The sequence below is a fragment of the Variovorax sp. KK3 genome (assembly GCF_001984055.1).
Classification (GTDB): Bacteria; Pseudomonadota; Gammaproteobacteria; order Burkholderiales; family Burkholderiaceae_C; genus Variovorax.
Genome location: NZ_LYVO01000012.1, coordinates 15,879 through 40,927 on the forward strand (window position 1 = coordinate 15,879; position 25,049 = coordinate 40,927).

Consider the following 25,049-nt stretch of genomic DNA (forward strand, 5'->3'; position numbering starts at 1 on the left):
GGCGGTTCCGTTGAAAAACGCGCGCGGCTCAATCGGTGAGGCCTGCGCGTGCCAGTTCGATGTCCAGTCGTTCGCGGGCATCCACGGGTTCGAGCGCGGCGGCCCGTTCGTAGAGGCGGGTGGCGTCCGCCGTGCGACCTTCGCCTTCCAGCATCAGGAGCCCGCGCGCATATTCCATCAACGCGCCGGCCGAACGCGGGTGCAGCGACAGGCCCTTCTCGAAGAGCTCGATCGACGTCTCGGCCCGCACGCCGTAGGTCATGCGGCCGACCAGCGCACCGACCTTGTCGATCACTTCCGCATGGAAGGCCGCGAGCGCGATGTGGGCCGCGGCATGCTGGGGTTCGAGTTCGATCACGTGCTCCAGCGCGCCCTTGAGCTTGCTGCCCAGGCCCTGCGCCAGGGCCCGCGCGACGCTGATGCCCTGGCTGTAGCGGCCCAGCGCGTAGGCCTGCCAGAACAGCGCCTGGCAGTTGTCCGGCTCCGCGGCGGCCTGCGTGGCGGCACGCTCCGCCACCTGCCTGAACAGCGCCTGCCGTGCGGCTTCGCGCGGCTCGAGGTAGGTGGCGTAGATGGCGGTCGCCTGGTTGCAGAGGATCAGGCCGTCGTGGCCCAGGCGCAGCCCCAGATGGGCGGCACGCTCGAATTCGCCGCTGTGGTACAGCGCCCAACCCTCGGCCAGCGGCCCCTTCGCCGGCGGCGGCAGGCCTTGGCCCACGTGCAGCCGGTCCCAGTGCTTGAGCACCTGTGCGCTGTCGTAATGAGGCGCGTCCCGGTACGGCATGGGCGTCCAGGGCTCCGAACTGGAAGCGGTGCCGCCGGACAGCAGCGAGAGGGGGCGAAGGTCGGGGTGGGCCATGGAACGCCTTGGCCGTTCAGGCCGTTGCCGCCTGTTCTTCGCTGCCCGCGTAAGCATTGCTGAGCGACAGCAGATGCCTGCGCTGCTCGGCCGCGAGGTAGGGCGCGAGCAGGTGCAGCGTGTGGTGGGCACCGCGCAGCAGTGCGCCCTGCGCATGCTCCGGCTCCAGCGCCTCGCGCGGGTTGCGCACGTATTCGTAGCTCAGCCAGTAGGTCAGCACCACCACCATGCTGTGGGCCAGCGGGTCGAGTTCGCGCTCGTCGATGGCCAGGTGGCCGGCGCGGCGCATGCCGATCAGCAGTGTGCGGATTGCGCGGGCCTTGTTCTGCAGCACCAATTGCAACTGCCGCTCGAGGTGGCGGTTCTTTGAGAGCAGGTCGTTGAGGTCGCGGTAGAGGAAGCGGTACCGCCAGATCAGCTCGAACAGGCTGTGCATGAAGAACCAGGCGTCTTCCACGTCGTGCACGCCTTCGCTCGCGTGCAGCAGCTCGTTGAGTTCGGTCTCGTAGCTTTCGTAGAGCTTGTTGATCAGCTCGTCCTTGGCCGGGTAGTGGTAGTACAGATTGCCGGGGCTGATGTTGAGCTCGCCCGCCACCAGCGTGGTGGAGACGTTCGGCTCCCCGAACCGGTTGAACAGGTCCAGGGCGGCTTCGAGGATGCGTTGCGCAGTGCGGCGTGGCGCTTTCTTGACCATGAGGTCGTGGCCTCCGGGTTCTGGGGTTGTCTCCTGAAGCCACTCTATCGCAAGTCCCGCGCCATGGGGGATTGCTGCGCTGCGGCGAAGTGCCGCAGCGGGTCTGTCAGGCTGTGCTCAGGCGTCGTCGGCCGGCGGCTTGCGGCGCCGCGACGGCTTGGCCGCGGCCTCGGCCGGATGGCGCGCGGCCGTCTTGCGCGGGGTGCGCGCAGGGCGCACGGCGGCCTCCTTGTGCTTGAGCTGTGCTTCGAGCGCCTCCACGCGCGCCTGCAGCGCCGCGACCTGCTGCGCCGATGGCACGCCGAGCTTTTCGAGCGCGCGGGCCACCCGGTCTTCGAAGATGTTCTCGAGCTTGCCCCAGCCGCCGGCAGCCCGGTTGCCGAAGTCGCTGGCGAAGCCGGCCATGCGGGCCTGCGCCTGGCTCAACGTTTCCTCGGCGGCCTGCTGGGTCTTCTTCTGCACGCCCATGCCGTCCTTCACGAGCGCCTCGAAGGCCTTGCTGCCTTCCTGCTGCATCTTGGCGAAGGCGCCGAGGCCGGCGAGCCAGATCTGCTGGGCGGAGTCCTTGATGCGGTCGGTCTTGTCGTCGTCGGCCATGGGCATTCCTTTGAGGTTGATCGAGGCACTCTAGCCGGGGTGACGCCGCTTCGTTAGGCGGCCGCATCTAGCTGCCTCTTGATACATCGGGGGATGGGATAATCACGCCGCGACCGCCCCGAGGCGGTCTTTTTCCATTGCAAGGGACGACCCCATGATCCTGGTCACCGGCGGCGCCGGCTTCATCGGCGCCAACTTCGTTCTCGACTGGCTCGCGCAAAGCGGCGAAGCCGTCGTCAATCTCGACAAGCTCACCTATGCGGGCAATCTCGAAACCCTGGCTTCTCTCAAGGACGACCCGAAGCACGTCTTCGTGCAGGGCGACATCGGCGACAGCGAACTGATCGACCGCCTCCTTGCCGAGCACCAGCCGCGCGCGGTGCTCAACTTCGCGGCCGAGTCGCACGTCGACCGCTCGATTCACGGACCCGAGGATTTCGTGCATACCAACGTGCTCGGCACCTTCCGGCTTCTGGAATCGGTGCGGGGCTACTGGAGCGGGCTGGCACCCGAGAGCAAGCAGGCCTTCCGCTTCCTGCACGTGTCGACCGACGAGGTCTACGGCTCGCTCTCGGCCACCGACCCGGCTTTCACCGAAGAAAACAAGTACGAGCCCAACAGCCCCTATTCGGCGAGCAAGGCCGCCAGCGACCACCTGGTGCGCGCCTGGCATCACACCTACGGCCTGCCGGTGCTGACCACCAACTGCTCGAACAACTACGGGCCTTTCCACTTTCCCGAGAAGCTGATCCCGCTGATGATCGTCAACGCGCTCGCCGGCAAGCCGCTGCCCGTGTACGGCGACGGCATGCAGGTGCGCGATTGGCTCTACGTCAAGGACCATTGCAGCGCCATCCGACGCGTGCTCGAGGGCGGCAAGCTCGGCGAGACCTACAACGTCGGCGGCTGGAACGAAAAGCCCAACATCGAGATCGTCAACACCGTCTGCGCACTGCTCGACGAGCTGCGTCCGCGGGCCGACGGCCGCAGCTACCGCGAGCAGATCACCTACGTCACCGACCGGCCCGGCCACGACCGCCGGTATGCCATCGACGCGCACAAGCTCGAACGCGAGCTGGGCTGGAAGCCGGCCGAGACCTTCGACACCGGCATCCGCAAGACCGTCGAGTGGTACCTCGACCATGCCGAGTGGGTGCGCAACGTGCAAAGCGGCGCGTACCGCGACTGGGTGAAGAAGCAGTACGAGGCGGCGGCATGAAGCTGTTGCTGCTGGGCAAGGGCGGGCAGGTCGGCTGGGAACTGCAGCGCAGCCTTGCGCCGCTGGGCGACGTGGTCGCGCTCGATTTCGACAGCACCGACTTTCATGCCGATTTCAGCCAGCCCGAGCGACTTGCCGACACCGTGCTGCAGGTCAAGCCCGACGTGATCGTCAATTCGGCGGCGCACACGGCAGTCGACAAGGCCGAGAGCGAGCCCGAGCTGGCGCGCAAGCTCAATGCGACGGCGCCCGGCATCGTGGCGCAGGCGGCCCAGCAGATCGGTGCGCTGATGGTGCATTACTCGACCGACTACGTCTTCGACGGCAGCGGCAGCAAGCCCTGGCGCGAAGACGATGCGACAGGACCGCTGAGCGTCTATGGCAGCACCAAGCTCGAGGGCGAGCAACTGGTGGCCGGCCATTGCAAGCGGCACCTGATCTTTCGGACGAGCTGGGTCTACGCGGCGCGCGGCGGCAACTTCGCGAAGACGATGCTGCGGCTGGCCAAGGAGCGCGACCGGCTGACGGTCATCGACGACCAGTTCGGCGCGCCGACCGGGGCCGAACTGCTGGCCGACGTCACGGCGCATGCGATACGCGAGACGCTGCGCGATCCGGGCAAGGTCGGGCTCTACCATCTCGTGGCCGGCGGTGAAACCACATGGCATGGCTATGCGCGTTTCGTGCTGGAGCAGGCGCTGGCCGCCAGAGTCGAGCTCAAGGCGCAGCCGTCCGCGGTCGAGCCCGTGCCGACCAGCGCGTTCCCCACGCCCGCCCGCCGGCCCCATAACTCGCGCCTCGACACCGCCAAGCTGCGGGCCGCCTTCGGACTCGAACTGCCCGACTGGCGGCTGGGCGTCGCCCGCATGCTCAAAGAGACGCTCTGACCCCGACCCGCACAAGAGAGACGCGACATGACAACAACACGCAAAGGCATCATCCTGGCCGGCGGCTCCGGCACGCGGCTGCATCCGGCCACGCTGGCGATGAGCAAGCAGCTGCTGCCCGTCTATGACAAGCCGATGATCTATTACCCGCTCAGCACGCTGATGCTGGGCGGCATGCGCGACATCCTGATCATCAGCACGCCGCAGGACACGCCGCGCTTTCAGCAGCTGCTGGGCGACGGGAGCCAGTGGGGCATCAACCTGCAGTACGCGGTGCAGCCGAGTCCGGATGGGCTGGCGCAGGCCTTCGTCATCGGGGACAAGTTCATCGGTGGTGCGCCGAGTGCGCTGGTGTTGGGGGACAACATCTTCTATGGCCATGACTTCGATCACCTGCTTTCGGATGCCGATGCCCAGCAGAGCGGTGCCACCGTCTTCGCCTACCACGTGCACGATCCGGAACGCTACGGGGTGGTGGCCTTCGACGGCACGGGCAAGGCCAGCAGCATCGAGGAAAAGCCCACCAAGCCCAAGAGCAGCTATGCGGTGACCGGGCTTTACTTCTACGACAACCAGGTGGTCGACATCGCCAAGGCGGTCAAGCCCAGCGCGCGCGGCGAACTGGAGATCACGGCTGTCAATCAGGCCTACCTGGAGCGCGATCAGCTCAACGTGCAGATCATGCAGCGCGGCTATGCGTGGTTGGACACGGGCACGCACGACAGCCTGATGGAAGCGGCGCAGTTCATCGCGACGCTTGAGCATCGCCAGGGGCTCAAGATCGCGTGCCCCGAAGAAGTGGCGTGGCGCAATGGCTTCATCGACCGGGAGCAGCTGGCCAAGCTTGCCGCACCGTTGGAAAAGAGCGGCTACGGCAAGTACCTCAACCATCTTCTTGCGGAAGAGATTCGCTGATGAAAATCACGCCTACCTCGATCCCCGATGTCCTGATCATCGAGCCGAAGGTGTTCGGCGATGCACGGGGCTTTTTCATGGAAAGCTTCAACCAGAAGGCTTTCGACGACGCGGTGGGCAATCACGTCGAGTTCGTTCAGGACAATCATTCGCGCTCGGTGAAGGGCGTACTGCGTGGCCTGCACTACCAGATCCGGCAGCCGCAGGGCAAGCTGGTGCGGGCGGCGCGCGGCGCGGTCTTCGACGTGGCCGTCGACATCCGCAAGTCCTCGAAGACCTTCGGCCGCTGGGTCGGCGTCGAACTCAACGAAGAGAACCAGAAGCAACTGTGGGTGCCCCCAGGCCTGGCGCATGCCTTCCTGGTCCTGAGCGAGTCGGCCGACTTTCTGTACAAGACCACGAGCTACTACGCGCCCGCGCACGAGCGGGCGATCGCCTGGAACGATCCAGACCTGGCCATCCAGTGGCCGGATGTGGGCGGTGCGCCGCAACTGTCGGCGAAGGATGCGGCTGCGGTGAGCCTCAAGGCGGCAGACCTGTTCGACTGAATAACGTGGCCGATGGCATGCTTGATTTCACCGGAGAACGCTTCATCCCCACGGAAAGCGGAGAGATTCGCTACGAGCACATGCATCGTTACTGCTGGGCGCAATCTCTCTGCGCTGGCCGCGACGTGTTGGATATCGCCTGTGGCGAAGGCTATGGCTCGGCGCTGCTCGCACAGGTTGCCCGTTCGGTCGTTGGCGTCGACATTTCGCAAGAGGCGGTCGATCACGCAGCCCGCAACTATGAGCGTCTGACGCATCTCCGATTTGCACAGGGGAGTGCAACAGCCATTCCGGTCGAGGATTCGAGCATCGACGTCGTCGTTTCTTTCGAGACACTGGAGCACCTCGATGAGCAGGAGGAGATGCTGGCGGAGATTCGGCGTGTGTTGAAGCCGGACGGCTTGCTCGTGATCTCCTCACCGAACAAGAAGGTCTATTCGGACGATCGCAACTACGTCAACGAATTTCACGTCAAGGAGCTGTACTTCGATGAGCTCGACGCGCTTCTGGGCAGGCATTTCGGTGCGACTCGCTACTTCGGTCAGCGTTTTCTGACGGCATCCGCTTTGTTGCCGCTCGAGCGGGCAAGCACGCGCTACGAAGCGCTCTTGCTCGGGGATGCTGGCGCCAGCGCGGAAACCTTGCTGTCGCATGAAAACATGTACTTCGTCGCGGTCTGCGCGGCGAGCGCGCATTTGCTTCCAGTTATTTCCCCGAATCTCTTCGTCGAGCCTGGCACTGATCTGTATACGGAGCAGCAGGGCGTCATGCGCTGGGCGTCGGGTCTGGATGCGGAGCACCGGCAGCTTCAGCAACAGCATCTGGCGCTGCAAGCCGAATTCGATCAGCGGACGGCATGGGCCCTGGAACTGGATGCTCGACGGCAGCAACTCGAAGCAGAATCGTTGGAAGAGCGGCAACGCCTCCACAGCGAACTGGGCGAGGCCAAGAGGACGCTCCAGTCCACGCAACAAAAATTGCAGCAGGCGGAAGCCGTTGCGGCTCAAGCGCGCGCCGGCATGGCTGAGGCGAACGCCGGCATGGCCGAAGCCCGACAAGCACTGGCCACGATGACGAACTCTCGCTCGTGGAGGCTGTTGGCGCCGGTGCGCTGGCTCGCCAGGCGGCTGGCGTAGGCAATGAAATCCATCGCCATCGTCCAGTCCAACTACATCCCTTGGAAAGGGTACTTCGATCTGATCGCACGCGTCGACGAATTCGTGCTCTACGACGACATGCAATACACGCGGCGAGATTGGCGCAACCGCAATCAGATCAAGACGCCGCAAGGCCCGCAATGGCTGAGCGTGCCGGTCATGGTCAAGGGGAAGTACCACCAGAGCATCCGGGACACAGAGATCGACGGAACGGATTGGGCGTCCAGGCATTGGAAGGCCCTGGTCCAGAACTACCGTCGGGCGCCGCATTTCGATGCGATCGCAAGCTGGCTCGAACCGCTCTATGCCGAAGGGCGCTTCACCCATCTGTCGGAACTGAACCGTGCGACGCTCGTTGCCATCTGCGCCTACCTGGGGGTGGACACCGTCATCAGCGACAGCGCTTCATATGCCATGGCGGAGGGCAAGACAGAGCGCTTGGCTCATTTGTGCCGCCAGGCTCAGGCCCAGGAGTACATCTCGGGCCCGTCCGCCAGGGACTACCTCGATGAAAAGGTCTTCGCGGACATGGGCGTGCGAGTGGGCTGGTTCGACTACGCAGGCTATCCCGAGTACCCGCAGCTTTGGGGGGAATTCACGCACGGCGTGACCATTCTCGACCTGCTGTTCAACTGCGGCCCCGAGTCCCATCGTTACATGAAGCACGTCCGGCCATGAAGCTGTCCGTTGTCGCAACGCTTTACCGATCCGCGGTGCACCTGCGGGAGTTTCACGCGCGCGCCAGCCAGGCAGCGCAGCAGTTCGCGGGCGACGACTACGAGATCGTGCTTGTGAACGACGGCTCGCCCGACGGCAGCCTCGACATGGCGATCGAACTGACACGTGTCGACCCGCATGTGATCGTGGTCGACTTGTCGCGCAACTTCGGGCATCACAAGGCGATGGTGGCCGGACTCACCCAGGCGCGCGGCGAACGCATCTTCCTGATCGACAGCGACCTGGAAGAGTCGCCCGAATGGCTCCAGGACTTCGCTGCAACAATGGTGGCCGAGTCCGCGGACGTTGTGTACGGCGTGCAGGAAGCCCGCAAAGGCAATTGGTTCGAGCGCTGGAGCGGCGAGCTGTACTACACGGTGTTCAACTACCTCGCCCATATCGACCATCCACGCAACATCGTCACCGCGAGGCTGATGTCGCGCCGCTACGTCGACGCACTGTTGCAGTTCCGCGAGCGGGAGATGGTGATCTCGTGCCTCTGGGTCATCGCTGGCTTCAAGCAGTGCGCGCGCACAGTGAAGAAGCTGCATGGCAGCGACACCACGTACAGCCTTCCCAAGAAGATCGCGCATGCCACCAATGCCATCACTTCGTTCAGCGAGGCGCCGCTGCGAATGATCTTTTACACGGGGTTGATCATCTTTGCGGGCGCGCTGCTGTACGCCGCCTACCTTGTCTTCTTCAAGCTCGTGCTGTCGACCCCGATGGACGGGTGGACCTCGGTGATGGTGTCCATCTGGCTGCTCGGCGGCATGATCATTTCGTTCGTGGGCGTGATCGGCATCTATTTGTCCAAGATCTTCACCGAGACCAAGCAGCGGCCCTCCACCATCGTCAGAGACATCCATGGCCAATCCTCCTCCCTCCATTGACGGCAGCTACGAGCAGTTCTACGCGAAGCGTGCCGGATTGCGGGTCTACCCCACGGAGTTCGTGGTCCGCACCTTTCTGGCCAGCTATCCAGGTCTGAACTTCCGCAAGCCGAAGCCCGGTGATCGCGTGCTCGACATTGCATTCGGCGATGGTCGCAACACCGTCTTTCTTTGCGACCAGGGTTTCGACGTGAGCGGCATCGAGATCACCGACGGCATCGTCCGGCAGACCCATGAGCGGCTGGGCAAGCTGGGACACCAGGCCGACTTGCGCGTGGGCCGCAACAGCAAGATTCCTTTCGACGATGGCCACTTCGATTACCTGCTGGCCTGTCACTGCTGCTACTACTGCGATGAAGGCGAAAGCTTTGCCGACAACATGGCGGAGTACGCCCGGGTGATGAAGCCCGGAGCCTGGCTCGTCGCTTCGGTGGCCAGCCGGGCCTCGTACATCTTCAAGGACGCGCTCGCCCTGGAAGACGGGTCACTGCGTATCCAGTCCGATCCCTATGGCAACCGCGACGGCTACCGCCTGCACGCGTTTTCCACCAAAGACCAGATCGAGACGTACCTCTCGCCCTGGTTCGAGCATTTTTCATTCGGCTTTGCGGACAACGATTACTACGGTGTCTCCGAACGCGTGTTCTGGGTCGTGTGCCAGAAAAGAGAAGCATCATGAATCTTCGATCCACTTACTGCTGCCCTGAGTCCGGCTGCGACCACGCCCCGCTGGAGCAGGACGCCGCTGGACTGAATTGCCCGAATGGCCACCAGTTTCCGTTCGAGCCCGGCACCGACGTTCCGGTGTTCGCCAGCGAGCCTGAAGGGGCGAACGAATATGCCCAGGCAAACGCCGCCGAGGTCCATGACAACGCGCTGCGCTGGGTGTTTGCGACGTTCCATGCCGACGAGCAAGGTCTGCGTGAGCGACTGGTCGCGCGAATCGGCTTGAAGAAGGGCCAGCGCATATTGGTGACCGGTGCAGGTGCGGGAAACGACTTGCCTTACCTGGTACGCGCCCTCGATGGCGCGGGCGATATCTATGCGCAAGACATCGCCAAGGAGATGCTGCTGGCTGGTGTCGCTCGCTACCGGACCGAGCTGGCAGGCTCCGGCGTGAGCCTCCATTTCTCGGCGAGCGACGCGTCTCATCTGCCGTTCGCCGATGGTTTCTTCGACGCGGCATATCACTTCGGTGGCATCAATCTGTTCCCGGACATTCCCCAGGGGATCGCGGAAATGAACCGCGTGGTCAAGCAGGGCGGCAACGTCGTCATCGGCGACGAGGGATTGGCACCATGGCTGGTCGACACCGAACTGGGGCGCATGCTGGTCACCAACAACGCGCTCTATGCCCGCAGTGCGCCGCTCTCGGCGCTGCCGGCCACGGCCCGCGCGGCCAAGCTCAGTTGGGAGTTGAGCAACTGCTTCTACGTCATCGAGTTTCAGGCCAGCACCGAGGAACTGTCCGTCGACATCGACGTGCCCCATGTGGGCACGAGGGGGGGCACGATCCGCAGCCGCTATTTCGGGCGGATGGAAGGCGTCGACCCCGTCTTGCGTGACCGCGTTTACCAGGAAGCGCAGAAGCGCGGCATGAGCCGGGTCGCCTTCCTCGAATCGGCGCTTCGCGCGTCGCTGGCCAAGGATTGAACCTGTCATGAGACCGCTCAAATCCGTCGTGGCGGATCAGCAGCCGTTTCCGTGGCGCAAGAAGGGCTTGCTGTTCACACCGCCGAGCGATGGGTTCTCGCACGGATCGCATCCTTGTGCGGTCCACATCGAGGGTGACCGCTACGTGGTTGCCTTCACGCGCCGGGACGCACGCCAGCGTTCGCATGTCTTCCTGTGCAATGCCATCGTGTCGGGTGGCCGGGTCGAACTGCAGGGAACGCCGAAACTCGCGCTCTACCCCGGCGAGCCGTGCCACTTCGACTGCGATGGCGCGATCAGCGTGTGCCTGGTGAAGCACGGGGGTGCCATCTATCTGTACTACGTGGGCTGGCAGGTTCTTCCCGAGGGCCTGTGGATCTGCGACACCGGGCGCGCGATTCTCGATGCGCGCGCAATGACGTTGACCCGCGAGTTCGCCGGGCCGGTGCTGGGGCGCGACAAGAACAACCCGCTTTTCGCGGCAGCGACCGCCTTTCACGTATCAGGCGATCTCTGGCAGACCTGGTACAACTCGGGCATCAGTTGGACCAGGACGGCCGAGGGCTGGAAACACCACTACGGCATCCACTACGCGCATTCGAGGAATGGCGTCGACTGGACCTGCGAGCCGGGCATGTGCTTGCCCTTCAAGGACGAGTACGAATATGCGTTCGGCCGGCCCAGCGTGATCTACCGTGAAGGAACCTACTTCATGTGGTACGCCCACCGCGCCACGAAGACGACCGACACATACCGGATCGGCTTCGCTTGGTCGACCGACGGACGTCAGTGGCAGCGCGACGACGCGCTGTCGGGCATCGATGTCTCCGCTTCGGGCTGGGACAGCGAGATGATCTGCTACCCCTGCGTGTTCGAGCACCAGGGCCGCATGTACATGCTCTACAACGGCAATGGCTACGGCAAGACCGGTTTCGGCCTGGCCGTGATGGAGGACACCCCATGACAAAAATCGTGCTGGCGGGCAATGCGATCACCGCCGAGATCCTGAGCACTTACCTGCGGCGGGACGCCCGCTACGAGGTGGTCGGCCTCACCGTCGACGACGCGTTCGTTTCGAAAGGCGGCGTCGACGGCTTTCGCACGGTCGGCGTGTCGGCTTTGGCCGAGGCGTTCTCGCCCGCGACGCACCGCGTCATCATGGCCATGGGCTACGACGACCTGAACCGTACGCGCGAAGGGATGTTCGAACGCTTGAAGGCCATGGGCTATGGCGTCGAGACGTACATCCATCCCGATGCGCGGGTGTACACAGACCACCCGGTGGGCGAGGGCAGCATCGTGCTGCCCGGCGCCGTGGTCGAGCCGCATGCGCGCGTCGGCTGCAACACCATGGTGTGGAGCAATGTGACGGTGGCCCATCACAGCAGCGTGGGAGACCATTGCTGGGTCGCGGCAGGCAGTGTGATCTCGGGGCAGGCGCGAGTCGAGCACCACAGTTTTCTGGGTGTGAGCAGCACGGTGGTCAACGCGGTCACGGTCGGCGAATTCAACATCGTCGGCGCCGGCGCGATGATCTCGCGCGACACCAAGCCGCATACGGTCCACCTGGCCCGCTCCGCCGAACCCTTCCGGTATTCGTCGGAAGACTACGTCAAGCATTTCGGGATTTGACATGAACAAGAAGCTCGCAGAAGTCCTGGCGGAGGTTTTCGGACTTCGCGCGGCCGAGATCCATCCTGGCCTGCAGAAGGACGACGTGGGCACCTGGGACTCGCTCAAGCAGATGGACCTGGTGATGTCTTTGGAACGAGAGTTCGACTTGGCGTTGGACATCCCCGACATCCTGCGCATGACCTCGGTCGCAGGCATCGTGTCGGTGCTGAAAGACAAGGGAGTCGACCTTGAAAATTGATGGCGCCGTGGCGCTCGTGACCGGCGGAGCGCAGGGCCTGGGCCTGGCTATCGCACGCCGCCTGGCGGACGAAGGGGCCATCGTCGTGGTGGCCGACCGCAATGCCGATGCGCTGGCTTTGTTGCCTGAAGGGCTGGAAGGCGTGAGCATGGACGTCACCGATCCCGTGCAGGTCAAGGCCGCGGTGGCTGGCGTGGTCGAACGCCACAGCCGCCTCGACATCCTGGTCAACAACGCCGGCGTCATCTTCAGCGAGCCCTTCGTCAACCTCATGAACCCGGCCGGGATGATGCATGACTATGGCCGCTTCCGCGCCTCGCTCACCGTCAATCTCGATTCGGTCTTCATCGTCACTGCCGCGGTGGTCGAACACATGGTCAAGCGCCGCACCAAGGGCGCGATCGTCAACATCAGTTCCATCAGCGCACAAGGCAATGAAGGACAGACGGCTTATTCCGCGGCCAAGGCAGGCGTCAACGCGATGACGGTGACCTGGGCCAAGGAACTCGGCCGGTGGGGAATCCGCTCGAACGCCGTGGCGCCGGGCTTCATCGGCACCGACTCCACGCGGCAGGCTTTGAACGAGGCCGTGCTCAAGCACATCCAGTCGAACACGCCGCTGCGCCGCCTCGGGGAGGCCGACGAGGTGGCACAGGCAGTGATCGCCCTGGTCGAGAACGACTTCATCAACGGCACCGTGCTGGACGTCAACGGCGGCTTGACGATCTGACATGTTCCAGCTTCCGCCGCTGCCTCAGTCGGGCGCGCACGCGCTCTATCGCCGCCACGGGTCCTACTTCCCGTTGATCGGGGCGGTGCTCGATGGCACGCAGGCAGGCGTGGTCTACGCCGACCGCGCAGAGAACCCCACCCAGTTCTACGTCGAGCATGCGTTCGGCTTTGCGCAGGTATTCGGCACGAGCGTCCCGGCCTTCGAGGAGTCATTGCACCGGTACTGGCTGGTCGAGAAAGCTTTCGCCTGCGCCAAGGTGCGGCTCTACACGCCGCATTGCCCTGCATTCCTGCAGTCAGGCGAGCATGATGGTCTGCGCTCGTGGCGCCAACACTTTCAGTGGGGCGCGCCATCGGCGGCGGATGACCTTGCCGAGGCCGCGGGGGCAGCGACCAAAGGCGTGGAGCTCGTGTCGGCTGACGCTGGTCACGTCGATTCGATCGAACAAGCATTCCACGTGGTCGGCCGGTTCTGGCGCACGCCGGACGATTTTGCGATGCATGCCCATGCCGTGCTCGCATTGGTCGATGGCCAACCAGCCGCGCTTTGCTATGCCGCGGCGGTGGCCGATGGCAAAGCGGAGATCGACGTCGTCACCCTGCCGGACTACCGCCACCTCGGGTTGGGCCGTTCGGTGGTGCGTGCATTCAATCGACGCTGCTTCGCGAGTGCTTTGGTGCCGCTTTGGGATTGCTTCACCAACAACGATGCATCGATGGCGCTCTGCCGGTCCACAGGCTTTGTTGCGCTGGGCGAGCCGTATCCCTTCTTCACCATCAATCGATAGCTTCTGCGAGCCGGCATGTCCGCGACCCTGCATCATCACAACCTGGCCTTGATGTTCGATGACGTGCTGAGCACGCGCGCGGATCGCCCTGCGCTGCGCTACGCCGCCGAAGCGCACGCCTATCGCGAGTTGGGCGGCTGGATCGATTCGCTGGCCTCCCTGCTGATGTCCAAGGGGCTGCAACGCGGCGACGTGATCGCCATCGGGCACGACAAGCATCCCCTGTCTTATGCGCTCATGCTGGCCGCGATTCGGCTGGGCGTTGCCTACGTCACGATCGACGTCGCATCGCCCGTAGCGCGCACCGGAAGAATCCTCGAAGTCAGCGCCCCCAAGTTGCTGTTCTTCGACAGCGTGGAATACGCGGCAGGCATGGCGGAACTCGCCCGGATGCAGGGCTGCGAACTCTTGCAGTTGGACCATGGCCTGCTGCCGACACCGAGTGCGGCGGCCCGTGAGGCACAGCGCGAGCGGTCGCGCGTGGTGGACGGGTCGACCATCGCCTACATCATGTTCACCTCGGGCTCGACCGGCGTGCCCAAGGGCGTGGCCGTGACGCATCAGAACGTGCTGCACCTGATCGCCTGGGGGGCAGAGCGCTTCGGCATCACGGAGCAGGACAACTTCGCCAACCTGAGCCCGATGTATTTCGACAACTCGGTGTTCGATTTCTACGTCGGCCTGTTCTGCGGCGCCTCGCTCAGCCCGATTCACCGGAGCCTGCTCGCCAAGCCCTACGAACTGGTGCCGTACGTCAGTGCCCGGGCTTGCAGCATCTGGTTCTCCGTGCCCTCGGCGCTCATGTACCTCATGGCCGTGAAGGCGATCGCACCGGGAGCCCTGTCGGACCTGCGAACCATCGTGTTCGGGGGTGAAGGCTATCCGAAGGTGGAACTCAAGAAGCTGTACGACCGCTTCCTGGGCCAGGCCTCGCTGGTCAACGTGTATGGCCCGACCGAATGCACGTGCATCTGCAGCGGCCACACGCTCGGTCCTTCGGATTTCGAGGTGCTCGACGGCCTGCCCACCCTGGGACGTCTGAACCCGAACTTCGACCATCGGATCCTCGACGAGAACGATCGCGATGCACTCGAAGGTGAGCTGTGCCTGATCGGCCCGAACGTGGCGGCCGGCTATTTCAACGACCTGGAGCGCACGGCTGCGGCCTTTCACACGCTGACCGAGCCTGATCGGTTCATGAAGCGCATGTACCGCACCGGCGACCTGGTGCGTGAGGTGGACGGCATGCTCCACTTCGTCGGGCGAAAGGACAACCAGATCAAGCACATGGGCTACCGCATCGAACTCGAGGAAATCGAGAATGCGTTGATCGGCCTGCCCGAAGTGGACCAGGCCGCGGTGGTCTATCAACGCGCTCAGTCCGCCTACGGAAAACTGATCGCATTCGTGGCCTGCACCAGCGAGGTCGACGGCAAGGCGCTGCTTCAGGCACTGGCCCAGGTCGTGCCCGACTACATGGTGCCGGCCCGGCTCATCGTCATGCCGAAGTTGCCCACCAATGCCAATGGCAAGGTCGACCGGCACCGACTGCGCGAGCTTCAGAACCCATGACGCCATGACGAAATCGGACTTGATCGCGACGGTGCGACAAGTCGTCCGCTATGGTGTGGTCGGCGTGCTCAACAACCTGCTCGGGTACCTGATCTACCTGTTGGTCACCTGGCTTTGGCTCGATCCCAAGGTCGCGGTGACGCTGATGTATCCCATCGGCGCGGTGACGGCGTACTTCGGCCATGCACGGTATTCGTTCGCGTACAGCGGGCGCACCTCGCACGGGCTGCTTCGCTATGCCATCGCGCATGTCATCGGCTACGGCGTCAATGTCGGCATGCTGTACGTGCTGTCGGACCGGCTCGGCTACCCGCACCAGGCGGTGCAGGCCGCGGCCATCGTCGTGGTGGCGGGTATCCTCTACCTCCTCTTCCGCTACTTCGTCTTTCCCAACCGGCCGGCGGTGTCCTGAGCTGCTCATGATCCTTTGTCCTGCCTGTGGCGCACCCCATCTTCTGCCTGCCCAGGGCTGCGCTGTCTGCGGCTTCGCTCCCGAAAGGCTCGATGGCTTTCTGGCCTGGGCGCCGGAGCTGGCCCGCAGCAACGAAGGCTTTCCCGAAGGAAGCTTCGAAGGGCTGGCTCGCGTCGAAGCGGGAAACTTCTGGTTTCGTTCGCGCAACGCCGTCATCCTGTGGGCGTTGCGCAAGTACTTTCCACGGTTTCAATCGTTGCTCGAGGTCGGTTGCGGAACAGGCTTCGTGCTCACCGGCATTTCGCAAGCGTTTCCCACCGCCCGCATTGCAGGCAGCGAGATCTACACGGCAGGGCTCGCCTTCGCCGCACAGCGCCTGCCCGCCGTCGAACTGCAGCAGATGGATGCGCGCAAGCTGCCGTACCGGGAAGAGTTCGACATCGTCGCGGCCTTCGACGTCATCGAGCACATCGTCGAAGACGAACTGGTGCTTCGCAACTTCCACCAGGCCATCAAGCCCGGTGGAGGATGCCTGCTCACGGTTCCGCAGCATCCGTGGCTGTGGAGTCCTGTCGATGAAGAGGCCTGCCATCAACGGCGATACACGGCGCGGGAGTTGCATGACAAGGTGACGGCGGCAGGATTCCGAATTGTCAGGAGCACCTCTTTCGTCACGCTGCTGTTGCCTTTGATGATGGCTTCGCGTGTGGCTGCCCGCCGGGCCGGCAAGTCGGGCGGCAGTGAATCGTTGCAGCACGGCGCCGCGCTTGATGCGGCGCTGACGGCCTGCATGCGGCTCGAGCATCTCACGATCAAGGCCGGCGTTTCGTTGCCCCTGGGCGGGTCGCGGCTCGTGGTCCTCCAAAAGGGCTCTTCTTGATGAGTTCGGGGCGCATTGGCGATCGGCGCGCTGTGGCCTGCAGATGAGCCAAGCCGCATGAAGCGTCTCAGTGAGTGTTGCATCGACCGCAACAACAATTTCAATCTGCTCAGGTTGCTCGGCGCGTCTCTGGTCATCTTCGGCCACTCGTATGTGTTGCTGGGGCCTCGACCCACACCCGATTTCTTTCAGACGCACTTCCGCGTGATCAGCGCCGGTCAAGTGGGCGTGCAGATTTTTTTCGTGATCAGCGGCTTCCTGGTATGCCAGAGCTTCGTGCGCAACCCGAACTGGGTCGAGTTTCTATCGGCCCGGATGCTGCGAATATTTCCCGCGCTCGCCGTGGCGTTGCTGTTCACGGTGGCGCTCGGCGCGGCGATGACGCGGTTGCCTGCCAAAGACTTCCTTGCCGATCCGCGCACGCTCGACTATTTCGTGCGCAACCTGATGCTGGATCTGCGCTGGTCCCTGCCGGGTGTCTTCGAAGGCAATGCCTTTCCCGACGTCGTGAACGGTTCATTGTGGACGCTGCCCAAGGAGTTCGCGCTTTATCTGATTCTTCTGGGCGTCGGCGTTCTGGGCGGATTCACGACGCGTGCCGTGGGCAACCTGGCATGCGCGTTGGCACTGGCGCTTCATCTGCAGAAGACCGGGACCTGGTGGCTTGGCGGTGGTGACATCAATGTCGACGGCGTCATGTTCTGCTTCATGCTCGGCGTGATGTTGTTCGTGAACCGAGAACAGGTTGTCGTTTCGTTTCGCTGGGGGTTGGCGTTGCTCTTCCTCACGGTACTCTTGGTCAAGGCTGACTATTACCGCTTCGTCGCCGTGCAGTTCTGCATCGCCTACTGGGTCATGGTGATCGCCTATCACGACAAGCTGCAGTTGCCGGCACTCCGGCGCGTCGACTATTCCTACGGTCTCTACATCTATGCGTTTCCGATCCAGCAGGCCATTGCGCAGGCAGGCCCGACCCGGCGGCTGCATTTCTATGTACTTCTGTGTTTCCTCGCGACCCTCCCGCTGGCAATGTTGTCGTGGCACCTGGTCGAGAAGCCTGCCATGCGGCTGCGAGACAGGATTCATCGGTTGAACGGGAAGTGGCGTCCATGGGGTTGAAGATGATCGGTCGTCTGCGAGGCCCTGGCGTCGGTGCCTTGTTGTTCCAACTCGCCATCGCCGCGTTCGTGATCGCTGCGCTGTGGCGTGGCGCCGGCGTGCCCTCGTTCGGGGCGGTGGCGCTGGCGCTGGGTGTCGTTGTGCTCTTTACGCAGGCAGGCAGCGCGCTGCTGACGGTCGGCAAGCTCGACGCTCTGCGTGCGCGATTGCCGGCAGCATTCGTCGCCGGGTTCGCGCTGGTGTCGCTGCTCACGCTCGGCCTGGTCTGGGCGTTCGAACTCCCTGCTCTCCGGGGACTGGCTGTCGCTGCTGCGGTGCTGCTGCCACCGATCGCAATCCTCCGCAGCCGCCGCGGACCGGTGGCCGGCGGAGACTTGCGCGACGCCGGCATCACAGCGGTTCTCGTACTGCTCGTGCTGGTGTGGGCTTGGGAGCCGACAGCGAGCGCGTTGACACTCGCGCGGACCGGCGTGTTGCCGATCTGGAGCGACTACTTTCTCCACGCCGTGACCATCGCCTCTTTCGGTGGCCCGTTCAGCATCGGTGGTGACATGGAATTGGCCGGCGCCTCGCGCGGCTTCTATCACTACGCGCCCTTCGTGATTCCGGCCGCCTTTCAGGCCGTCGGCGACTACACGCCGCTCGCCTTGTCGACCGCGGTATTGATGCCGATGGGGGTGCTGATGGCGGTCATCGGCGGTTATGCGCTTGCGACCGAACTGGCAGGCCGGCGCGTCGGCCTGTTGACGATGGCCTTGGTGATCGCGGTGCCGGCGTGGCGGGCGTTCCTTCAATCCGGCTGGCTGGACTTCGACTGGATGCTGTTCACCTCGCCCGGCGCTGGCTATGCGATCGGGGTGTCGCTGCTGGTGTGCGTTGCAGCGTCCCGCTACGTCCGGACGGGCGACACGCGTACGCTGCTTGTTGCCTTGGCGCTGCTCGCCTCGATCGTGCTCATCAGAGCCCACATGTTTCTGTTGCTGGCGCCGCCGATCGCGACGCTCGCCTTGCTCCGGTACACCGGGTTGCGCCTCAGGCTGCTGGTGTTCATCGCAGCCGTCGCATTGCTCTTGTTCGGTGCCGCGCTCGCCATCGCCGACGCGCCGCGCAACTTGTTCATGCAGTGCTGCAACCCGGCGACCTATCTCGACTTCTCCAACAAGTACACGCTCTTCTATGGCAATCCCATCGGTCTGGGCTCGCTGCCTTTTCTGCCTGGCATTGCTGCCAAGTCCGTGATCGTGGTCGCTGCGGTGCTCGGGTTGTACATCGTTGCATTTCCCGTGGCCATGTTCGCGGCACGGCGTGAAGAACACTCAAGCGACGCCGATCGGCTGTTGCCTCTGCTGGTCCTGGTCACTTTTCTTGCGTTGATCTTGTTGGCGCCGAGTGCGCGCAACGGTGACTTCACCGAATACAAGCATCGGCACTTTCCGCTTCTGTACATCGTCTTCACGATCTACACCATTGCATTCGCGTGCCGCTCAGTGATTGCCGGCTGCGCCGATCCCCGCACGGCGCAGCGCTGGATCGAAGGTTCTGCGGTCCTACTGATCTTGTGGGTGGCGCTGTTCAGTTGGCGCTCCAATCCTGCTGCACCCGATGTGGTTTCGATGCCCTGGGGAGGGGACTTTCATGACCGGCGGGTCCTGCCCGGCCTGCTCGAAGCGGCAAGCTACCTGCGGTCGCACGCGCAGCCTGGCGACGTGATGGCCATGGAGGCCAGTGAAGCGGCGGGGCAAAGCCACCAGATCGTCGACACGATCTCGCTCACAGGCTTGCCCGCCTACCTTTCGCGGTCGGACCTCCGGATGCTGATGGCCAGTTGCGTGCAGCAGACGGTCCAGAGCAGATTGAAGGTACTCGCCACGGTCGCCGCCCAGCCAGATTGGGCACGGGCCCGCGATGCGATGCGGGCGAACGACATTCGCTGGTACCTGTCCACCGTGGATCACCGTCCGCCTTGGGATCCGCAGTTGAACAGCGCAGCCTTCGCACATGGAAAAATGGTGATCCACGATGCCGGGCCGCTTCCCGCGGCACCGCGACGAATTGCAGGTTGCTGAAGGCGCCTTCATTCATTTGCAGGCCCTCCGAGGTACCACATGATCAACGACCGCATTCCCTTCAACTGGCCCCACATGACGGGCAAGGAGCTGTACTACATCGCAGAGGCCCATTTCAACGGCCGCCTCGCGGGCGATGGCCCCTTCACCGCGCGTTGTCACCGCTGGATCGAGGACCGCACCGGCTGCAGCAAGGCGCTGCTGACGCATTCATGCACCGCGGCACTCGAGATGATCGCGCTGCTGATGGACATCCAGCCTGGTGACGAGATCATCATGCCGTCCTATACCTTCGTGTCGACGGCCAACGCCTTCGTGCTGCGTGGCGGGGTGCCGGTGTTCGTCGACATCCGCAGCGACACGCTGAACCTCGACGAGTCGCTGATCGAGGCGGCGATCACACCGCGGACGCGCGGCATCGCGGTGGTTCACTACGCCGGGGTGGCCTGTGAGATGGACACGATCATGGCCATCGCCGAACGCCATGGCCTGATGGTGGTGGAGGATGCGGCGCAGGGCGTGATGGCCAGCTACAAGGGGCGTGCCCTCGGCAGCATCGGGCAACTCGGCGCCTACAGTTTTCACGAAACCAAGAACGTGATCTCCGGCGAGGGCGGCGCGCTGCTGGTCAACGAGCCGGCGCTCAAGCTTCGGGCGGAGATCATCCGCGAGAAGGGAACCGATCGCAGCCGCTTCTTCAGGGGCGAGGTCGACAAGTACACCTGGCAGGAGGTCGGCTCGTCATTCCTGCCGGGCGAACTCATCGCCGCCTTTCTGTGGGCGCAGTTGGAGGAATCGGACGGCATCACGCAGACACGGCTGGCCGCATGGAACCGCTATCACGTGATGCTCGAGGCGCTCGAAAAAGACGGGGTGCTGAGGCGGCCCGTGATACCCGAAGGATGCAGCCACAACGCGCACATGTACTACGTCGTGCTGGCCGCCGAGATCGAACGGGACAAGGTGCTGGACCGCCTCAAATCCGCCGGCATTTCGTCGGTGTTCCATTACGTGCCGCTTCACAACTCGCCGGCGGGCCTGCGCTACGCACGGGCGCACGGCGAACTGGGCGTCACGGTCTCGCAGTCCGAACGGCTGGTGCGCCTCCCGCTGTGGTTCGGGCTGACCGAGGCTCAACAGGACACGGTGGTCGAGGCGCTGCACGAAGCAACCCGTGCGCAGCGCTGAGACTCAGCGTCGAGTCTTCCGTCCTCGCCGCCACAGGAACAAGCCGCCCGCGATGGCCAGCAGGACACCCAGGCCCGCGACAGGCACCGAAAGAAAGAACGAGGCCGGCCGGTAGCGAAGGTCGATCACATGGCTGCCCGCCGGAACCGCGACGGCCATCTGGGTGCCGTTGACGCGCAGCAAGGGCACCGGCTTGCCGTCGACCGATGGCCGCCAGGATGAATCGTAGAAGTCGTTGATGACCAAGACGCCGGGATCGTCGCAGCGCGTTTCCATGCGCATGCGGACTACCGATCGACGCCGTTCCCGACTCGCGCAATCGGCCCGGCTCTGCGGGAGTTCAGGCGCCGCATCAGCCGCTTGAACATAGAGCAGGCCTTTCGACAGATCGGCGGACGCGGCCTTGGTGCCGAAGTCGGCGATGTCGGAATATCGGCCGTCGACGTGCGTCAGCAACCGGCTGTGAGGCAAGGCCTGCGGCGCTTCGTAGAGGAACAGGCGACCGATGCGCTCGACCATGGTGTAACCGCGAACGGCCTCGGCCGTGCAGGGCTCGCAAACGAGATAGCGCGCACCGAGGGCCTGAAAGTAGTTCGGCGACCGCTGCCCGTGGTAGTACAGCGCTTCGAACTGCCGGTGCGGTGCCGGATTGAAATACGCGTTGAGCGAACGAATCCGCTTGTACGACGCAAGCATCGAAGCCATCTGCTTGTCGACCTTGCCATCGAAGACGACGCGGTACTGGCGTTGTGGATCGAGTTCGACGATGCGATCGAAAACCTTGTCGAGTTCGCGGCCGCCGCCCGTGTCGTACTTGCTGGCGGTGATCGGAGCGGGCTGCCAGCGAACGTCGGTGGCCAGGAAGGTCAGGGCGGCCGCCGCCCACACGACGCCGACGATCGAATCGGCGTAGCGCGACGGGTGGCGGCGCCAGGCGACGGTCAACCCGATCAGCGCGACGAGCGCCAGCACGTAGACCCAGGGCGGCGCCGCTCCGATGACCTGCGCATCACTCCCGAGCATCACGGCCAGGCCGACGGCTGCCACGAACAGCATGGCGATGACGATGCGCCGCGCCGCATCGTCATCGACGGATCGGGGCGAAGCGACCATGCGCCGCAACTGGTCGATGCCCAGGGCCGCCAGTGCGGCGATGGCGAACTGGAACAACACCAGGAAGCGGCTGGGCTCCCGGATCTTGTTGAGCATGGGCACCACGTAGTTCACGTAGGCAAGACCCAGGTTGATGCCGGTCGATGAAACGATGGCGTAGATGGCGATGAAGACCAGCGCACGGGTGATCCACGATCGAAGGGTCGAGACGGCGGCTGCAGCGGCCAGCGCCAGGCCGATGACCCCCACGTAAGGGCTCCCCACCGCGGCGCCGACCTGGCGGAAAAAGATGCCGGTCAGGCGCGGCACCGACAGTTGGTCGACCTGGAAGGCTTCGAAGGGGATCGGCGCATTGCCGACCACCGGCGGGAAATCGCCGATCCAGCGGATCATGTCCTTGAACTCGGCCGCTGCCGGAATCAACGCCGGCGAGACGATGAGCACGGCGATCACGCCGACGGCGACGAGCGTCGCCAGCGGTCGCCGCGTGTGCTGCCATCCCTGCGCCAGGCCATGGCTCGTCCAATACGCCACCACGAAAACCGCGGACACCACCACGGCGTGGATCAGGGGTTGGGCCGGCGAGGCGAAGGTCAGCAAGACGATCGCGACCAGCGCGATGGCCGGGTCGCGCACGCGGCCCGGGTGCCGGAACATGCCGACCAGCCCGGCGAGATAGAGCGGGAACCAGGCATAGGGCGCGGTGATGTTCAGCCACGCCGCATAGGTATTGCTGTTCGCGCTGAAGGCGAAGAGTGCCGCGCCGAGCACGGCGCCGATGCGCGATGCACCGATGGCCCGCATGAACACATAGGTGTTGACCTGGAGCAGCAGCACATGCGCCAGGGTGATCCAGTGCATCGAATGCACCACCTCGGCCGGTGTGCGGAAGATCGGCAGCGACGCGAAGTAGAAGGGATACAGCGGCGACAACTGCGGAGAGTTGTAGAGCGGCAGGCCGCCCATGACCGTGTCCATGCGCAGCGGCCAGATGCCGTGCGCCAGTGCGTTGGACATCGACGACAGCACCGCGCCGATGAAGAACTCGTTGTCCATGTCCAGCGCGAAGGAGTGCTGGCCGTCCATGCCGTTGCGCAGGAAGACGGCCCACAGCAACAGCAGCACCGCCAGCGTGGCCGCGGTGGCGGCCGGCGAGCGGCGCGCGCTCTCAGCCTGCGTCGGCGTTCCGGAAGACATAGAGCTTGTTCATCGCATAGGAGGCCAGCACGTACACGGCGCCTGCGAGGATCTGGCTCAGGCCTTCATGCACGCCGATCTGCCGGATGAGCAGCAGCAGCGCCAGGAAGTTTGCCATGTACGCGATGGCGAAGACGATGACGAAGCGGACGACTTCACCCCGCCGGCTTTGCTTGCTGCGAAAGGTGAAGTTACGGTTGAGCAGGTAGGAGGTGGTGAGCCCGACCGCGTAGCCGATGACGTTGCTGACCTCGGCCGACAGACCGGCGAGGTACATGCACGCGAAGATGATGCAGTAGCCGAAGACCGTGTTGAAGACACCGACGGTCAGGAACCTGAGAAACTGGCTCATGCCCGCCGGCGGCCGCGCACCCAGTACTGCCCGCCCAGCGGAAGCCACCCGAGCACGTTTTCCATCCAGGTCAAGGCCGACAGCTTCGGCGGCACGAACAGGCAATAGCCCGACTCTTCGACCTCGAGTGCCGCACCTTCGTAGAGCGACTTGAGTTCGGCCGGCTTCAGCAGCACGGCGTCTTCGTCATAGGGACAGTTGTCGACGATGCGACGCGTCACCGGGTTGTAGGGGTTGTGCTCGAAGACGAACAGCTCCCCGCCCGGCGAAAGCCGCTGGAACAGCGTGGCCGTGACGCGGGCCCGCTCCGCCACCGGAATGTGGTGGAACACGCCGGCCACGAAGATCAGGTCGACAGGTTCGCCGTTGGGCGTGTCGTCGCGCTCCAGAAAAAAATGGGTGCCGGGGTTCTCGGTGCGCGCGATGTCGAGGCTGGCGCCGGAGATGTCGGAGCCTTCGATGTGCGCGCCCGGGAACGCATCGCGCAGAAAGGGAATGTTGCGACCGATGCCGCAGCCGTATTCCAGGATGCGCGCCGGTGCCCGGCGCGACAAGCGTTTCACCAGCTCGACCTTGTAGCGGGCGAAGTACGCTTCGTCCGCGGAGAAGAAGCCGGTGCTTTCGCGCAGCAGCTCGTTGTAGTTGTCGGTGTAGTTGTCGAAGTCGACCTTGTTACTCATGTTTGATCACCTCTTCAACGATGTAGTGCGGCCGGCCCTTGACCTCTTCGTAGATGCCCCCGACGTAGGCGCCCATGATGCCCAGCACGATGAGCTGGATGCCGCTGAACAGCAGCGACAGCACCACCAGCGTCGTCCACCCGTTCGGCACCGTCTGCACGAAGAAGTACCTGACGATGGAGCCGGCGATCAAGACGAACGCCAGCATGGCGAACGAGGCCCCGAGAAAGATGCCCAGCTGAAGCGGCTTGGTGCTGAACGAGAGGATGCCGGCCATCGCCAGCTTCATCATGCGCGACAACGAATACTTCGAGTGGCCGGCGAAGCGTTTCTCGGCGACGTATTCGACGCCGGTCTGGTTGAAGCCGATCCACGAGAACAGCCCGCGCAGGAACATGTTGCGCTCGCGAAATCCGCCTGCGAGCGCGCGCGCCACCCGGTTCGAGATGAGCCGGAAGTCGGCTGCATTCGGATTGATGGGCACCTGCGAGATCTTGCCCAGCGCGTAATAGAACGCGTTGCCGGCCTTCTTGCGCAGGTAGCCGGCATCCTCGGTGTCCCGCCGTATGGTGTAGACCACGTCGTTGCCGGCGCGAAACTTGGCGAGCAGTTCGGGGATGAGTTCCGGCGGGTGCTGCAGGTCGCTGTCCATCATGATGATGGCGTCCGCGTCGACCGAATACTCGATGCCGGCCAGCAAGGACATCTGATGCCCGAAGCGGGCGGACAGCGCGATGACGCGGGCGCGCGGGTCGGATGCGACGATCTCGCGCAGCACGGCCAGCGTGTTGTCCGTGCAGCGGTCGACCACGTAGACGATGGTGGCATCGACGTCCTGCAGGCCGTCGAGCACCGCCTTCGTTCGTTGGTGGAAGTGCCCGATCACCTGCTCCTCGTTGAAGACCGGTGTCAGGACGGTGAGATTGATGGTCGGCACG

Annotated in this window: 27 protein-coding genes; 20 read left to right on the forward strand and 7 right to left on the reverse strand. The window is 64.1% G+C overall.

Going from position 1 to position 25,049, the window contains the following annotated elements; all coding sequences use genetic code 11:
- Positions 1 to 28: 28 nt before the first annotated feature.
- The 3 genes from B0W80_RS08110 to B0W80_RS08120 all read right to left on the reverse strand — a co-directional run bounded on the left by B0W80_RS08110 (position 29) and on the right by B0W80_RS08120 (position 2,150).
- Positions 29 to 859 (reverse strand): hypothetical protein, encoded by an 831-nt coding sequence (locus B0W80_RS08110; RefSeq protein ID WP_179106856.1) that lies wholly within the window; start codon positions 857 to 859, stop codon positions 29 to 31.
- Positions 860 to 875: 16 nt separating this feature from the next.
- Positions 876 to 1,553, reverse strand: coding sequence for a TetR/AcrR family transcriptional regulator (locus tag B0W80_RS08115; protein WP_076998618.1), 678 nt, complete (start codon positions 1,551 to 1,553; stop codon positions 876 to 878).
- Positions 1,554 to 1,670: 117 nt separating this feature from the next.
- Positions 1,671 to 2,150: a phasin family protein gene (locus B0W80_RS08120; RefSeq protein ID WP_256856516.1), complete on the reverse strand. Its 480-nt coding sequence runs from the start codon at positions 2,148 to 2,150 to the stop codon at positions 1,671 to 1,673.
- A 154-nt stretch (positions 2,151 to 2,304) separates the two neighbouring features.
- Between B0W80_RS08120 and rfbB the strand changes: the two genes are divergently transcribed.
- From rfbB to rffA, 20 genes are read left to right on the forward strand one after another with little or no spacing between them, the layout of a single operon-like run.
- A complete protein-coding gene (gene rfbB, locus B0W80_RS08125) occupies positions 2,305 to 3,369 on the forward strand; it encodes a dTDP-glucose 4,6-dehydratase (protein ID WP_076998620.1) in 1,065 nt (354 codons plus the stop codon).
- On the forward strand, positions 3,366 to 4,256 hold the full coding sequence (rfbD, locus tag B0W80_RS08130) for a dTDP-4-dehydrorhamnose reductase (RefSeq protein WP_076998621.1): 891 nt from the start codon (positions 3,366 to 3,368) through the stop codon (positions 4,254 to 4,256). The genes rfbB and rfbD overlap by 4 nt, the downstream gene beginning before the upstream one ends.
- Positions 4,257 to 4,283: 27 nt before the next feature.
- Positions 4,284 to 5,171 carry a glucose-1-phosphate thymidylyltransferase RfbA gene (rfbA, locus tag B0W80_RS08135; protein WP_076998622.1) on the forward strand — a complete coding sequence of 296 codons (888 nt, stop codon included), beginning with the start codon at positions 4,284 to 4,286 and terminating at the stop codon, positions 5,169 to 5,171.
- Entirely contained in the window at positions 5,171 to 5,719 is a 549-nt protein-coding gene (gene rfbC, locus B0W80_RS08140; RefSeq protein WP_076998623.1) for a dTDP-4-dehydrorhamnose 3,5-epimerase, read from the forward strand. Before rfbA ends, rfbC begins: the two co-directional genes overlap by 1 nt.
- Before the next feature lie 17 nt (positions 5,720 to 5,736).
- Positions 5,737 to 6,855 (forward strand): class I SAM-dependent methyltransferase, encoded by a 1,119-nt coding sequence (locus tag B0W80_RS08145; protein ID WP_076998624.1) that lies wholly within the window; start codon positions 5,737 to 5,739, stop codon positions 6,853 to 6,855.
- Between the two features lie 3 nt (positions 6,856 to 6,858).
- Positions 6,859 to 7,554 carry a WbqC family protein gene (locus tag B0W80_RS08150; RefSeq protein ID WP_076998625.1) on the forward strand — a complete coding sequence of 232 codons (696 nt, stop codon included), beginning with the start codon at positions 6,859 to 6,861 and terminating at the stop codon, positions 7,552 to 7,554.
- Positions 7,551 to 8,486, forward strand: a complete 936-nt coding sequence (locus tag B0W80_RS08155) for a glycosyltransferase family 2 protein (protein WP_076998626.1) — start codon at positions 7,551 to 7,553, stop codon at positions 8,484 to 8,486. Before B0W80_RS08150 ends, B0W80_RS08155 begins: the two co-directional genes overlap by 4 nt.
- On the forward strand, positions 8,461 to 9,165 hold the full coding sequence (locus B0W80_RS08160; RefSeq protein ID WP_083745248.1) for a class I SAM-dependent methyltransferase: 705 nt from the start codon (positions 8,461 to 8,463) through the stop codon (positions 9,163 to 9,165). The genes B0W80_RS08155 and B0W80_RS08160 overlap by 26 nt, the downstream gene beginning before the upstream one ends.
- Positions 9,162 to 10,139, forward strand: coding sequence for a class I SAM-dependent methyltransferase (locus B0W80_RS08165; protein ID WP_083745249.1), 978 nt, complete (start codon positions 9,162 to 9,164; stop codon positions 10,137 to 10,139). The genes B0W80_RS08160 and B0W80_RS08165 overlap by 4 nt, the downstream gene beginning before the upstream one ends.
- 7 nt (positions 10,140 to 10,146) lie before the next feature.
- Positions 10,147 to 11,103, forward strand: coding sequence for a hypothetical protein (locus tag B0W80_RS08170; RefSeq protein ID WP_083745250.1), 957 nt, complete (start codon positions 10,147 to 10,149; stop codon positions 11,101 to 11,103).
- Positions 11,100 to 11,771 carry an acetyltransferase gene (locus tag B0W80_RS08175; RefSeq protein ID WP_076998629.1) on the forward strand — a complete coding sequence of 224 codons (672 nt, stop codon included), beginning with the start codon at positions 11,100 to 11,102 and terminating at the stop codon, positions 11,769 to 11,771. Before B0W80_RS08170 ends, B0W80_RS08175 begins: the two co-directional genes overlap by 4 nt.
- A gap of 1 nt (position 11,772) precedes the next feature.
- Positions 11,773 to 12,012 (forward strand): acyl carrier protein, encoded by a 240-nt coding sequence (locus B0W80_RS08180; RefSeq protein WP_076998630.1) that lies wholly within the window; start codon positions 11,773 to 11,775, stop codon positions 12,010 to 12,012.
- Complete coding sequence (locus B0W80_RS08185; RefSeq protein ID WP_076998631.1) at positions 12,002 to 12,742, forward strand: SDR family NAD(P)-dependent oxidoreductase; 741 nt, start codon at positions 12,002 to 12,004, stop codon at positions 12,740 to 12,742. The genes B0W80_RS08180 and B0W80_RS08185 overlap by 11 nt, the downstream gene beginning before the upstream one ends.
- A 1-nt stretch (position 12,743) precedes the next feature.
- Complete coding sequence (locus B0W80_RS08190; protein WP_076998632.1) at positions 12,744 to 13,532, forward strand: GNAT family N-acetyltransferase; 789 nt, start codon at positions 12,744 to 12,746, stop codon at positions 13,530 to 13,532.
- A gap of 15 nt (positions 13,533 to 13,547) precedes the next feature.
- Positions 13,548 to 15,104, forward strand: coding sequence for an AMP-binding protein (locus B0W80_RS08195; protein WP_076998633.1), 1,557 nt, complete (start codon positions 13,548 to 13,550; stop codon positions 15,102 to 15,104).
- Positions 15,105 to 15,108: 4 nt separating this feature from the next.
- Positions 15,109 to 15,516, forward strand: coding sequence for a GtrA family protein (locus tag B0W80_RS08200; RefSeq protein ID WP_076998634.1), 408 nt, complete (start codon positions 15,109 to 15,111; stop codon positions 15,514 to 15,516).
- A 7-nt stretch (positions 15,517 to 15,523) separates the two neighbouring features.
- Positions 15,524 to 16,396, forward strand: coding sequence for a bifunctional 2-polyprenyl-6-hydroxyphenol methylase/3-demethylubiquinol 3-O-methyltransferase UbiG (locus B0W80_RS08205; protein WP_083745251.1), 873 nt, complete (start codon positions 15,524 to 15,526; stop codon positions 16,394 to 16,396).
- Positions 16,397 to 16,453: 57 nt separating this feature from the next.
- Complete coding sequence (locus B0W80_RS08210) at positions 16,454 to 17,515, forward strand: acyltransferase (RefSeq protein WP_076998635.1); 1,062 nt, start codon at positions 16,454 to 16,456, stop codon at positions 17,513 to 17,515.
- Entirely contained in the window at positions 17,506 to 19,581 is a 2,076-nt protein-coding gene (locus tag B0W80_RS08215; protein WP_143684527.1) for a hypothetical protein, read from the forward strand. Before B0W80_RS08210 ends, B0W80_RS08215 begins: the two co-directional genes overlap by 10 nt.
- A 39-nt stretch (positions 19,582 to 19,620) precedes the next feature.
- On the forward strand, positions 19,621 to 20,769 hold the full coding sequence (gene rffA / locus B0W80_RS08220) for a dTDP-4-amino-4,6-dideoxygalactose transaminase (RefSeq protein WP_076998637.1): 1,149 nt from the start codon (positions 19,621 to 19,623) through the stop codon (positions 20,767 to 20,769).
- Between the two features lie 3 nt (positions 20,770 to 20,772).
- Here the strand turns inward: rffA and B0W80_RS08225 are convergent, their stop codons facing one another.
- The 4 genes from B0W80_RS08225 to B0W80_RS08240 are packed head-to-tail and all read right to left on the reverse strand — an operon-like array spanning position 20,773 to position 25,048.
- A complete protein-coding gene (locus tag B0W80_RS08225; RefSeq protein WP_076998638.1) occupies positions 20,773 to 23,079 on the reverse strand; it encodes a YfhO family protein in 2,307 nt (768 codons plus the stop codon).
- Positions 23,051 to 23,431, reverse strand: coding sequence for a GtrA family protein (locus B0W80_RS08230; RefSeq protein WP_076998639.1), 381 nt, complete (start codon positions 23,429 to 23,431; stop codon positions 23,051 to 23,053). Before B0W80_RS08230 ends, B0W80_RS08225 begins: the two co-directional genes overlap by 29 nt.
- Positions 23,428 to 24,111 carry a trans-aconitate 2-methyltransferase gene (locus B0W80_RS08235; RefSeq protein WP_076998640.1) on the reverse strand — a complete coding sequence of 228 codons (684 nt, stop codon included), beginning with the start codon at positions 24,109 to 24,111 and terminating at the stop codon, positions 23,428 to 23,430. Before B0W80_RS08235 ends, B0W80_RS08230 begins: the two co-directional genes overlap by 4 nt.
- Positions 24,104 to 25,048 (reverse strand): glycosyltransferase family 2 protein, encoded by a 945-nt coding sequence (locus B0W80_RS08240; RefSeq protein ID WP_076998641.1) that lies wholly within the window; start codon positions 25,046 to 25,048, stop codon positions 24,104 to 24,106. Before B0W80_RS08240 ends, B0W80_RS08235 begins: the two co-directional genes overlap by 8 nt.
- Between the last annotated feature and the right edge of the window lies 1 nt (position 25,049).